General features: G+C 64.3%; 7 protein-coding genes. 4 read left to right on the top strand and 3 right to left on the bottom strand.

Features of this window, described 5'->3' with window-relative positions; genetic code table 11:
• Positions 1–784: 784 nt before the first annotated feature.
• From MON38_RS22475 to MON38_RS22485, 3 genes are all read left to right on the top strand, one after another.
• Complete coding sequence (locus MON38_RS22475) at positions 785–5,515, top strand: DUF3320 domain-containing protein (RefSeq protein WP_241938411.1); 4,731 nt, start codon at positions 785–787, stop codon at positions 5,513–5,515.
• 23 nt (positions 5,516–5,538) lie between these two features.
• Entirely contained in the window at positions 5,539–6,081 is a 543-nt protein-coding gene (locus MON38_RS22480) for a hypothetical protein (protein ID WP_241938412.1), read from the top strand.
• A gap of 191 nt (positions 6,082–6,272) precedes the next feature.
• Positions 6,273–7,235 carry a lipid A deacylase LpxR family protein gene (locus MON38_RS22485; RefSeq protein WP_241938413.1) on the top strand — a complete coding sequence of 321 codons (963 nt, stop codon included), beginning with the start codon at positions 6,273–6,275 and terminating at the stop codon, positions 7,233–7,235.
• An 83-nt stretch (positions 7,236–7,318) separates the two neighbouring features.
• On the opposite strand, the gene MON38_RS22490 is transcribed toward MON38_RS22485, so the two are convergent.
• Complete coding sequence (locus MON38_RS22490; protein ID WP_241938414.1) at positions 7,319–8,371, bottom strand: DMT family transporter; 1,053 nt, start codon at positions 8,369–8,371, stop codon at positions 7,319–7,321.
• 139 nt (positions 8,372–8,510) lie between these two features.
• Between MON38_RS22490 and hemA the strand changes: the two genes are divergently transcribed.
• A complete protein-coding gene (gene hemA / locus MON38_RS22495; protein WP_241938415.1) occupies positions 8,511–9,782 on the top strand; it encodes a glutamyl-tRNA reductase in 1,272 nt (423 codons plus the stop codon).
• A 156-nt stretch (positions 9,783–9,938) separates the two neighbouring features.
• On the opposite strand, the gene MON38_RS22500 is transcribed toward hemA, so the two are convergent.
• Together MON38_RS22500 and MON38_RS22505 are read right to left on the bottom strand one after the other, a co-directional pair.
• Positions 9,939–12,521, bottom strand: coding sequence for an FdhF/YdeP family oxidoreductase (locus MON38_RS22500; RefSeq protein ID WP_241938416.1), 2,583 nt, complete (start codon positions 12,519–12,521; stop codon positions 9,939–9,941).
• Between the two features lie 55 nt (positions 12,522–12,576).
• Complete coding sequence (locus MON38_RS22505) at positions 12,577–12,924, bottom strand: DUF7009 family protein (RefSeq protein WP_241938417.1); 348 nt, start codon at positions 12,922–12,924, stop codon at positions 12,577–12,579.
• Positions 12,925–13,065: the final 141 nt, after the last annotated feature.

The following is a 13,065-nucleotide window of genomic DNA, read 5'->3' on the forward strand; positions in this document are numbered from 1 at the left end:
CGCGCCCGCGGCCCCCGCTCGTACCTTCCCGGCCCGGCAACAGCGGCGCCAAGCGCGCCCATTGTGCGTCGGTGAGCATTGTTTCCATTACCCAAGCTAACAATCACTGTTAACACTTCCTAGCTACGTAGAAGGCGTGCTGGACGGCCCTTGGGTCTTTTACGCCCACGGCGTAAAATCCAATTCAGGCTACGTTTCGGAACGGAAAACTTGAAGGACGGTACGCCGTGTTCTACCCCACCGGTGCGTTGAAAGTGCAGGCGCAGTACCACCAAGGCCGATTAGCGTCAAAGGTCTCCACTTACACAAAAGAGGGGCAATTGATAAATGAAGAGGTGCCCAACACAGCCGGGGACCGGGTAGTAACGGTGCTGACTTACGACAAGGATGGCCGTGTTAAATGCTCGGAGGCGGTGGATTACGCCCCTTCTGGCACCTACTTAGGAGACGCCATTATGGGTGGGTATTTGAACGGGAAACGGTAACGTTTTAAACATTCCTTTCGGTAAAAGCTCAAAAGCTACTCAACACCAAGTGTGAACAAGCCGCTACAACGCCGGCTGAGTTTAAGAAACCCGTCTACAATTCAACCTTTACGAAATGCACTGGGGAGCTGAGTTTCGCAAACGTCGAACCAGCGCTTAGTACCCCAGCAAAACCACTTAATCCGCATCGCTAACAAAAAGCCAGCGGAGAACCACAAGATACGCCTGCTGCGCAAGCCCCCGTTGCGGCGTAAGTTGCGGGTGGCCATACGCCGTCGCCGCAACTGCCTGTTTTACGCTTGAACCCGCCCGCTTCTTCCGTCCCCGACCCCGCCCTGGCGGCCCGCCTCGATGCCGCGCGGCAGGAGCTGCTGGACTTGAGCCTGCGCAACCCGCTGCTCAACTTCCGGCCCTCGGCCAGCCGGGGCGTGGCCATAGTGCGCGAAAGCACGACCGCCGTGTACGAAGGGTTGGTGCGCGAGGGCAAAACCCTATACTTGCAGGCCGCCACCGACGCAGCGAATGAGCCCCGTGAAGCCGCCCGCCGCCCCGCCAACCAGCTGCAAACCGACGAGCCCCCGGCCCGCCTCGAACGCCGCCTGCTGCATACCTACTACACTGCCCGCACCAGCCTGGAAGAGCAGGGTGTGAACATCCTCTACCTGGCCCTGGGGATGCTGACCTGGTACGAAGCCGATAGCAGCGCCGAACCCCGGCAGGCCCCGTTGGTGCTGGTGCCCGTGCTGCTGGAGCGCGGCCCGGCCACTGAGGGTTTCCGGCTGCGCCACACCGGGGCCGAAGTGGAGGGCAACCTCTCGCTGCAGGCCCGGCTGCAGGCCGGCTTCGCGGTAGCGCTGCCGCTGCCCGAGTTGGACGAGGAAGCGCCGCTGGCCGGCTACTACGCCGCCGTAGCCGCCGCCGTAGCCGCCGCCGTGGCGGGCCAGCCGCGCTGGCAAGTGGCTCCGGATGCTATTGCGCTGGGCTTTTTCTCCTTTGGCAAATTCCGCCTCTACCGCGACCTAGACCCAGCCAGCTGGCCCGCCGGCCACGGCCTGCTCGACCACCCCGGCCTGCAGGCCCTGCTGGGCGCGGAAGCAGGTTTCACCGACGCGCCGCCCACGGTGAGCGACGAGGCTTTTCTGGACACCGACAGCCCGGCCGCCGAGCTGCACCAGGTGCTCGATGCCGACTCGTCGCAGTTGCTGGCGCTACTGGCGGTGCACGAGGGGCGCAACCTGATTATTCAGGGGCCGCCCGGCACGGGCAAGTCGCAGACCATTGCCAACCTGCTGGCCGAGGCCATCGGAGCGGGCAAAAAGGTGCTGTTCGTGGCCGAGAAAATGGCTGCGCTGGAAGTGGTGAAGCGCCGCCTCGGCGCCCTGGGCTTGGGCGAAGCGTGCCTGGAGCTGCACAGCCACAAAGCCAACAAAAAAACCGTGCTCGATGAGCTGCGCCACACCCTGAGCCTGGGCCGACCCGCGCCCGCCACCGCCGTAGCCGACCAGCTCACCCAACTTCCCCACTACCGCCAGGCCCTGAACGACTACGCGCTGGCCGTGAACGCACCGCTGGGCCGCAGCCGCCACACCGCCCAGCAGGTAGCCGGCGAGCTGCTGGCGTTGCACGAGCAGCGCGGCGCGGCGGAACTCCCCCGCCTGCCCTTCGCCGATTTGGCTGCCTGGACCGATGCCGACGCGGTCCACGCCGAAGCCCTGGCCGCCCGCCTGCAAGCCACGCTGCAAAAAACCGGCCTCCCGAAAAACCTGCTTTTCTGGGGCAGCGAGCTATTGGTGCTGCTGCCGGCCCAGCAGGCCGACCTGGCCGCCAGGCTGCGCGACGCACCCGCCACCGTGCTGGCCCTGCAAGACACGGCCGCAGCCCTGGCCCGGCAGTTGGGCCTGCCCACGCCCACTCACCGCGCCGAGGCTGAGGCTCTGCTCCCTGCCGCCCGCCACGCCCAATTGGCCCCGCCGTTGGCCGGTGTGGCCGTGGCTAATGCGGCCTGGGTGGCACAGGCCGGCCGCTTGGCCGAAATCCTGCAAGCGGGCACCACCTATACTGCGTTGCACCAGCAGAACGGTGCGCTGCTGCTGCCCGAAGCCTGGGACCAGAACCTGCTGCCTGAGCGTGCGGCCCTACTAGCGGCGGGCGGCAAGTGGTGGAAATTCCTGAGCGGTGACTACCGCCGCGCCCGCCAGCGCCTGCAAGGCTTCTGGCGCGGCCCACTCCCGGAAGATGCGGCAGCCCTACTGCCGGTTGTCGAGGCCATTCACGAAGCCCGCCGCCACGCTCAGACCATTGCTGAAGCCGAGCCGCTGATGAGCCAACTGTTTGGCCCCGACTGGCAGGGGCTGCGCTCCGACTGGCCCCGGCTGCGCCGCGTGGCCGATTATGCATTGCTGACGCACCAGCGCATTGCCCGCCGCGAACTGCCGCCCGAGCTGCTCGCGTATCTGGCCAAAAGCGCCGCTTCCGAGGCACTAGCTGCGCCCCTGACTGCGTTGGAAACTGCCCTAGCCCGGCACCGCGTGGCCCTGCAGGCCGTGGCCGATACGCTGCTGCTGAACGAGGCCCGCTGTTTCGGCCCCGATGGCCGCCTGCAGTTTCAGCCCTTCGCCGCCCAGCTGGCCACGCTGGCCGCCTGGGCCGCCGACCTGCCCGCCCTACCCCTCACCACCGAATGGAACAATGTGGCCGCCACGGTGCGTGCCGAGCAGCGGCCGGAGCTGCTGCTGCTGGCCGAAAGCTGGCCCGAAGCCTCCCGCTTTTTGGCCCTGGCCGTACGCCAGACCTGGCTCGAATTTCTGCAGAAAATCGCCTACGAGCAGCACCCGGCCCTGCGCCGGTTCGAACGGGCCGGACATGAAGAAGTGGCAGCCCGCTTCCGGCAGGCCGACCAAGCCGTCCTCTACCACAACCGCATTCGAGCCATGCAGCAGCATTTTGCGCAACTGCCCAACCCGCGGGCTGGCGGCCAGATGCGGGTGCTCAGCCGCGAGTTTGCCAAGAAAAGCCGCCACCTGCCGCTGCGCCGCCTGATGCAAGACGCCGGCCGGGCCGTGCAGGCCATCAAGCCGGTGATGATGATGTCGCCGTTGTCGGTGGCTACCTACCTGCCGCCGGGCGCGGTCGAGTTCGATTTGGTGGTGTTCGACGAAGCCAGCCAGGTGAAGCCCGTGGATGCGCTCGGGGCCATTGCCCGCGGCCGGCAGTTGGTGGTGGTGGGCGACTCGAAACAGCTGCCGCCCAGCAGTTTCTTCGAGTCGCTGACCGGCGCGGACGATGCGACCGATGAGGAAAACCCCACCGCCGACATTCCCAGTATCCTGGAACTGTGCCGGGCCCGCCAGATGCCCGAGCGCCTGCTCCGCTGGCATTACCGCTCGCGCCACGAGTCGCTGATTGCGCCCTCCAACCACTTGTTTTATGATGACCGGCTGGTGGTTTTCCCCAGCCCCGGCGGGCCGGCCGGCGAGTTGGGTTTGCAATACCATCATCTGCCCGACACGTACTACGAGCGCGGCACCACCCGCACCAACCCCGAGGAGGCCGCCGCCGTGGCCGCGGCCGTGCTGCACCACGCCCGCAGCACGCCCGGCCTCACGCTGGGCGTAGTGGCCTTCAGCATGGCGCAGCGGCAGGCCATTGAGGATGCGCTGGAAATTGAACGTAAAAAGCACCTTGAAACGGAAGCGTTTTTCAACCAGCATTCGCACGAGCCCTTTTTCATCAAGAACCTCGAAAACGTGCAGGGCGACGAGCGCGACGTCATTTTCATCAGTATCGGCTACGGCCGCACCCGCGAGGGCTACCTCGCCATGAGCTTCGGCCCGCTGAATGGTGACGGCGGCGAGCGCCGCCTCAACGTGCTCATCACCCGCGCAAGGCTGCGCTGCGAGGTGTTCACCAACCTCACCGCCGACGACCTCGACCTGAGCCGCACGGCAGCCCGGGGAGTGGCCGCGCTCAAAACCTTTCTGGCCTACGCCCAAACCGGCCGCCTCCACCAGAACAAGGAAACCGGCCGCGCCCCGGAATCACCGTTTGAGGAGGCCGTGTGCCGGGCCCTCACGGCGCGGGGCTACCAGCTGCGCTCGCAGGTGGGCAGCCAGGGCTTTTATATTGACCTAGCGGTGGTCGACCCCGACCAGCCCGGCCACTACGTATTGGGCATTGAGTGCGACGGGGCCATGTACCACGCCGCCCGCTCGGCCCGCGACCGCGACCGCCTGCGCCAGCAGGTGCTCGAAGCCGTGGGCTGGCGCCTGCACCGCATCTGGAGCACCGATTGGTTCCGCGACCCGGCCGGTGAGGCCGACCGCGCCGTGGCCGCCATTGAAGCGGCGCGCCACCAGTCTGCCCTAGTTGCCGCTAAAGATTCTACCGATATTCTGGCCGCCACATTGTCGTCGGCAACCGCTCTCCCGCCCTCGCCTGCCGGCCTGGTCCGCGATGCGCCTGCGCCGCCCGGCACTCCGGCCGCGCCGCCTTACCAGCTGGCGCAGCTGCCGCCGGTCATTCGCCAGAAGGAAATTCACCAGCATCCGGCCGGCCGGTTGGCGGCCTGGGTGGCGGAAGTCGTGGCCGTGGAAAGCCCCGTGCATGTGGATGAGGTGACGCGCCGGCTGGCACTGGCGTCGGGCGCTACGCAGGTAGGTTCGCGCATTCGGGCCAGCGTGGCGGCGGCCATTCGGGTGGCGGGGCAAATGGGCAGCATTCGCGTGCAGGGCGACTTTCTGTGGACGCCCACCATGCGCCCCGATGCCGCCGTGGTGCGCGACCGCAGCGCCTTGCCGGCCGCCTCCCGCAAACTCAGCCTGATAGCCCCCGAAGAACTGGCCGCCGCCGTGCTGACCGTGGTGGGCAACAGCTTTTCGCTGGAAAAAACGTCCACGGCGGCCGCCGCCGCTCGCCTGCTGGGTTTCAGCCGCCCCGGCGAGGAACAGCGGCAGGCGCTGGCGGCAGTGGTGGAGCAACTGCTGAACGATAACCACTTGCGCAATACCAACGACACCCTGACGGTAGCGTAGAAACGCATACCATCTATTAACCTATGCTCAGCCTGCTCACCTTCCGCCTGCACGGCACCATTCCGGCTGCCACCGGCCGGGAGCTGAAAGCCAGCCTGCGCGCTGCCCAAGAGGCCGGCGCAGACCACCGCCGCGCCCAGAAGCAGTTTTTCGCGAAGTTCGATGCCGTCCTCGACCGTGCTCCTATCGGCCCCAGACACTTCGAAAACGAGAAGATAGCCGAAGTACTGGCCGGCGAAATCCTGATGCTGGAGGAAACCGGCTTCCGCGTACACGGCTTCGCCATTCTGCCCAACCACGCTCATCTCGTGCTGGAACTGCCCGACGACAGCCCACTCTCCTTCGCGAAAGCCATCGACCTGCTGCACCTGCGCACCGGCACCTCCTGCCGCCGCTTGGTGCGCCCCAAGCTCCCGTCCGAAGCCGAGTTCTGGCAAGTCGGCTGGCACGAGTACGAGGTGCAGGATGCCGACGAGTTCACCAGCCTGCTCGCCTACGTGCGCGGCAATGCCCGAGCCGCTGGCCTGCCTGCCCGATTTCAGGAGTGGCCGTATGTGAATGAGTGAATGAATTCACGTATGTCATCCTGAGCTTGCGAAGGACCTTATCACGTTTGTTTCGTTTGAATTCACTGCAAACCGTTCTGCCGTGATAAGGTCCTTCGTCTCTGCTTAAAGCGTAGAATTCTCAGGATGACAGCGCCATTTCCAAGCCCACCCAATCCTCCTAACCCGCCAGCGCGTACCTCCTGCCACTTATGCGCCTGCTGTTTCTGCTGTTTCTATTGAGGCTGCCACGGCCACTGCTCGCTGACCCCGCGCCGGCCGATTCGCTGCGGCCCGTCAGCCCGGCCCGCCTGCTGCGCTACACCTACGCCAACGATTTATTTTTCCGCACCGACTATTACTTCACGCAGGGCATGACCCTGACGCTGGTGCATCCGGTGCTGGCGCGGCTGCCGGTGCGTCACCTGTTGGCGGTCGGCCCGCGTGGCAGCATGCAGCAATACGGCCTCACGCTGCGCTACGACGGATTTACGCCCCTGCGCATTCAAGACGCGTTTATTCGCGTCGGCGACCGGCCGTATGCAGCCTATTTGTACGGGTCGTTTTTCCGCATCAGCAACCAGCCCACGCGGCACCAGCGCCTGACCACGGCCTTGGAAATCGGCTTCATCGGCCCGGCCGCCGGTGGCAAGCAGCTGCAAACCGCCATTCACCGCATTACGGGCAACGCCGAGCCCCGCGGCTGGGATTATCAGATTCGCAACGCGCCCATCATCGGCTACCGCGTGGAATTTGAGCAGCAGCTCGCCGCCAGCCGCCACGCCGAGCTGCTGGCCGATGCCGAAGCATCATTAGGCACACTATACACCTACGCCGGCACGGGCCTCCACCTGCGCGCCGGGCAGTTCCGGCCCTATTTCGCTAATCCGAGTCATCCTGACAAGCAGCCCCACTGGCAGCTTTATGGCGAAGCGACTTTGACCGGCCGGCTCATCGGCTACGATGCCACATTGCAGGGCGCGGTCTTTTCCAACAGCGACCCGTACACGTTGAGCGCCAGCGACGTGCGGCGAGCGGTACTGCGCAGTTCCGGTGGCTTGGTACTCACGCACGGCGGGTCCAGCTTTACCGCGACAGCTACCTGGGTTACGTCGGAATTCGCGGGCGGCCGCTCCCACCGCTGGGGGATGCTAGGCGTGACAGGGGCGTTTTGAATTAATGGTGGGGCTTGTTCCCGCCCGTCGTCCGCACCGTTGTAACGATTCTGTTCAACGACGGGCGGGGGCAAGCCCCGCCCCTACTTGGCCCGGTGAATGATGAGCACCCCGCCCAGAATAATAACCATGCCCACGAAGTGCCAGATGTTGAACGCCTCGCCATCGAGCGCGCCCAGCGCCAGTGCCACAATGGGAATGAGGTAGGTGCTGGATGAGGCGAACAGCGCCGTGGATTGCTGAATGAGCTTGTTGAACAGCACCATGGCCACGGCCGTGCTCATCGTGGCCAGCAGCGCAATGTAGCCGAAAGCCGTCCAGGCCCCCGGCGCGGTCGTCAGCTTATGCACGAAACCGGTGCCCAGCAGCAGAAACGCCAGCGCCGGCCCGCCGATGAGCATGAGCAGCATCGAAGTAACGGCTACCGGCGTGAGGCCACCCAGCTTGTGCTTTATTACGTTCACGCTCAGTCCGTAACCGATGGTAGCCGCCAGAATGTAGAGGCCGTACCAGGCGTTGCCCTCGCCGGCGGGCGTGGCATCGCCGCCGCTGCCGCCGAGCTGCAACATTACCACCGTGCCCACTAAGCCCAACGCAATACCCAGCACCCGCAGCCCCGTGAGCCGCTGCCCGAACAGCAGCGCCCCTACCAGCAGCGTGAACACCGCCGTGAGGGCATTGAGCACGCCCGCCAACCCCGAGGCCAGCTTCGTCTCGGCATAGGCAAACAGGAAAGCCGGCAGCAGTGTGCCTACCACCCCACTCAACCCCAGCCATTTGAACCGGCTACGTTTCACACTGCTCACGTGCCGCAGGGCAAACGGCAGCAGCAACAGTGCCGCCACACTCACCCGAATAGCGCCCAGCTCCAGCGCCGAAAACACCACCAAGCCCTTCTTCATCAAAATAAACGAGGTGCCCCAGATGCAGGCCAGAATTATCAGCAGCGCCCACGCCATCGGCGTGGTGGCGGCCGGCGCGGCGGGGGCCAGGGCTTCGGTGGCTTCGAGCGAAGCCGACTCGTCGGCGGTGCCGGTCAAATCGGCGTTAACCCTACCTGCCGCTGCTTCCGAAGCAACCGGCGCGGCGGATGATGCGAGTGGAGAACCGAGGGCGGGCGGGATTTTTGAGGACATGGCGCAAAGGTACGGGGCCTCCGCAGGGCGGCATTCCGGATTATTGCGAAGTTGGCCGAACCGCCGGTTTGGTATGCATGTTTCATACTTGCCGATTCCTGCCGTAATTTTGCAGCCCGGTTTCGTACCGATTTCGTCTATGTCGCATCCGTTCAAGGCCGTCAGCCTCTCGTTTAAGAAAGCCCCGCTCGCCATCCGCGAGTTGCTCTCGCTGGATGAGGCCGCCTGCCGCCGCTTCCTGCACACGCTGCACAATGAGTTGGGCCTTAGTGACCTGCTTGTACTGAGCACCTGCAACCGCACCGAGGTGTACTACGCCGCCGAGGACGACCGCAGCCGCGAAATCATCCTTGCCCTGGGCTACCTAAAAGACCGCGCCGATGTTGGCCAGTTCCTCCCCTACTTCGACCTGCTGCCCGACGCCGACGCGGCGGTGCAGCACCTGTTCGAAGTTGCCATGGGCCTCGATGCCCAGGTGGTGGGCGACCTGCAAATCAGCAACCAGGTGAAAATGGCCTACCAGTGGGCCGCCGATGCCGACGCCGCCGGTCCCTTCCTGCACCGCCTGCTGCACACTGTTTTCTTCACCAACAAGCGCGTGCAAACCGAAACCAGCTTCCGCGACGGGGCTGCCTCGGTGAGCTATGCCGCCTTGGAACTGGTAGAAGAATTGACCGCCGACGTGGCCAACCCCAAAGTTTTGGTGGTCGGTCTGGGCGAAATTGGGGCCGACGTATGCCGCCACCTGGCCGCCAGCAAGGCCTTTGGCGAAGTGACGCTCTGCAACCGCACCCGAGCCAAGGCCGAAGAGCTGGCCGCCGAGTGCAACATGCGCATCGTGGAGTTTGAAGACCTCGTGCCCGCGCTGAAGGAAGCCGACGTCATCATCTCCTCCATCAACCGCGCCGAGCCGTTCTTCACCAAAGAGTTGGCCGAAAACCTCGACGTACTCAGCTTCAAGTTCCTAATTGACCTGAGCGTACCGCGCAGCATCGCCGCCGATGTGGAACAGGTGCCTGGCGTGCTGGTGTATAATATCGACGCCATTCAGAGCAAGGCCTCGGCCGCGCTGCAAACCCGCCTGGCCGCCGTGCCGCAGGTGCGCGCCATCATCGCCGAAAGCATTGCCGGCCTGAATGACTGGGCCAAGGAAATGATGGTGTCGCCCCTCATCCAGAAAATGAAGGCCAGCCTGGAGCAGCTGCGCCAGGAAGAGCTCGACCGCTTCCAGAAAAAAGCCACCCCCGCCGAAAGCAAGCTCCTCGACGATGCCACCCGCTCGCTGATGCAGAAGATTCTCAAGCAGCACGTGCTCCAGCTCAAAGCCGCCTGCCGCCGCGACGATGGCGGGCAGCTGGTGGAGTTGCTGGGCGAGCTGTTCGATTTAGAGAAGACGAGCGAGCCGGCCTAACCTCACCCCCGGCCCCTCTCCTGCGGGGAGGGGAGCCACGGCGTAGTTGTTCGATAGATTACCTCAAGAAAAAGCCCCAATTCATTGCTGAATTGGGGCTTTTTTCTGAATCGGCTGGCTCCCCTTTCCGCAGGAGAGGGGGTCGGGGGTGAGGTTTTACGCAATCATCTTCTCGCGCTGCTTGATGCGCTTGTCGTTGTTCACGGCGGTGGGCACTACCGTTACCACCACGTATTTCGAGGTGGGCGTGTTGCTCACTTTGGCCACGCTGGTGATGGGCACCAAGGGGTTGGCCTCGGGGAAGTAGGCCGAGACGTTGCCTTTCGGAATGTCATAGGGCACAGCCACGAATTTCTCTACGGTACGCTCCTCGCCTTCGAAGTGGCTGGTGATGTCGATGAGGTCCTTGGCTTTGATGCTGCGGGCGGCCATGTCGGCCGGGTTCATGAACAGCACGCGGCGCTCGCCGTGGATGCCGCGGTACCGGTCGTTGTACTCGTAAATCGTGGTATTGAACTGGTCGTGCGAGCGCACCGTCATCAGAATGAGGTGGTCGGGGTCGTGGGTGTACTTCTCCAGGGTGGTGGTGCTGAAGTGGGCCTTGCCGTCCTTGGTCGTGAACTTGCGCTCGCGCGGGCCGTTGGGCAGGTAGAAGCCGCCTGGCTCGCGCAGTTTCTTGTTGAAATCCTCGAAGCCGGGGATGACGCGCGCAATGTGGTCGCGGATGACGTCGTAATTCTCCGTCATGGCCACCCAGTCGGTGCGGGTTTTGTCGCCGAGCGTGGCAATGGCCACGCCGCTGATAATAGCTACTTCGCTGAGCTGGTCGCCAGCCAGGGGCACCAGAATGCCCTTGTTCTGGCTCACCACGCCCATCGAGTTTTCGCAGCTGCTCATCTGGTGGCCACTCTTCTGCATGTCGATATCGACGTGGGCGAAGGTGGGAAGTAGCAGGCTGGTTTCGCCGGTGGTAAGGTGGCCGCGGTTGAGCTTGGTGGCCACGAATATGGTCAGCTTCTGCTTGCGCATGGCTTCGGCAATGAACTCGGTGTCGGGGCCGGCGGCCAGCAGGTTGCCGCCCAGGCTGAAGTACACCCGGGTTTTGCCCGCGTGCATGGCCTTGAGGCTTTCCACCACGTCGAGGCCATCCTCGCGCGGAGCGGTGAACTTAAACTCTTTTTCGAGCGCGTCGAGAAAATCCCCCTTCACGCGCTCCCAGATGCCCATCGTGCGGTCGCCCTGCACGTTGGAGTGGCCGCGCACCGGGCAGGTGCCCGCGCCGGGCTTGCCGATGGCGCCCTTCATGAGGTGCAGGTTCACGATTTCCTGAATCGTCTGCACGCCCTGGCGCTGCTGCGTGACGCCCATGGCCCAGCAGGTAATGATTTTCTGCTTGCGGGCCATGAGGTTGGCCGCTTCCAGCAACTGGGCGCGGCTGATGCCACTGATTTCCTCGATTTCCTCCCAGTTCGTGTTGCGGATGTTCTGCTCGAACGAGTCGAAGCCTTCGGTGAATTCGGCCACGAAGCTGCGGTCGACCACTTGGCCGGGGTTCAGGTCCTCGGCTTCAAACAGGTGCTTCATGATGCCGCGCAGCAGGGCCATGTCGCCATCCACGCGCACTTGCAGGAACACGTCGGTGATTTGCGTACCGTCGCCCATCAGCGCGCCCAGCGCCCGCAGCGGGTTCATGAAATCCTGCGGGTTCTTGAAGGCGAGGAGGCCGGCTTCCGGCAGCGGGTTCACGCTGATGATTTTGGCGCCGTTGCGCTTGGCGATTTGCAGGGCCGAGAGCATCCGCGGGTGGTTGGTGCCCGGGTTCTGGCCGATGATGAGGATGACTTCGGCCTCGTGAATGTCATTCAGCGTGACGGAGCCTTTGCCCAGGCCCAGCGTGGGGCTCAGGGCCGAGCCGCTGCTCTCGTGGCACATGTTGGAGCAGTCGGGCAGGTTGTTGGTGCCGAACTCGCGGGCGAATAGCTGGAACAGGAAGGCCGGCTCGTTCGGGATTTTGCCCGAGGTGTAGAACACGGCTTCGTCGGGCGTCTGGCAGGCGTTTAGCTCTTTGGCAATGAGGTCGAAAACATCGGGCCAGGCAATGGGCGAGTAGTGGTTGTCGCCGGGGCGCTTCACCATGGGGTGTGTGAGGCGGCCGGCGTTGTTCTGGTCGCGGTCGGTCATGCGCGAGAGCTCAGCCAAGCTGTGCCGGGCGAAAAACTCGGGGCCGGCGGCCTTGTCGTCGGCATCCGAAGCGGTGGCTTTGGCCCCGTTCTCGCAAAATTCGGCCACCGAGCGGTGCTCGTCGGGGTCGGGCCAGGCGCAGCTCGAGCAGTCGAACCCGTTCTTCTGGTTCAGGCCCAGCAGGGCCTTGGTGCCGCGCCCCACGCCACCTTCGCCCCAGCTGAACTGCATGGATTTGATAACGGCCGTGACACCGGCCGCCACCTTCTCGCGGCCTTCGAGCTTGAGGCCGGTGAGGGCTTCGGGTGGCTGGGCGAGGATGGGATGTAGATACTTAGCTTCCATGGTGGGCGGCGCGGGAATGTGTTCTTCGGCGGGCGGCGCGCCGGCGCTGGCCTCGTGGCCGGCTTTGCTGGCGTGGTCGGCGTTAGGAATTTCGCGGTCGGCTACCGGGGCGCTGCCCTGGTCGGGGCGCTCGCCGCTTTTCGGGGCCAGGCTGGACTTCTGCTCGTGCGACTGGCCGGCTTTGCCGGGGTCGGTTTTGGGGGAATCTTCCATGGAACTCATCGAAACAGAAAGGTGGGATTTATATAGTAGGGTCAGCAGCACCGACCTAATGTCGGCAGTCCAGGTCTTTCTCAACCAGAATACGGAGGTGCTGGTTTTCAGCCAATGGCAGGTTGTGCGAAAAGCCGTTCTGGTCGGTCTCAACCCAGGTTTTGGCCAGCTTGAAGGGCACCAGCACGGTAAGCGCGCCCGGCTCGTAGTGCACCTGCACGGGCTCTTCGTCGGGGAGGGTCTGGGCGGGCTCGGAGCCGCGCTCCAGGGCATAGGTGAGGCGCTGGGCGGGATTCAGGCCAAAATGCACGGCGCCTTCGACGCGGCCTTTCTCGGCAAATTCGTCCAGCTCGCCCTGCGAGAGGCGCAGGCGCAGGGTGTCGTCTTCGATGCGGAGTTTCATGGGGTGGGATTGTGGCTGAAAGATACTGTGATAAAGGGTTGCCGCTGGGGCCACTTTTTTCTATTTTTGAGTCTTTCAAGGAGAGCCTCATCGGTTCATCCTGCGTAGCCTCGGCCCGTTCACGTGGCCGGGGCTATTTCT

The organism is Hymenobacter cyanobacteriorum, assembly GCF_022631375.1.
Lineage (GTDB): Bacteria > Bacteroidota > Bacteroidia > Cytophagales > Hymenobacteraceae > Hymenobacter > Hymenobacter cyanobacteriorum.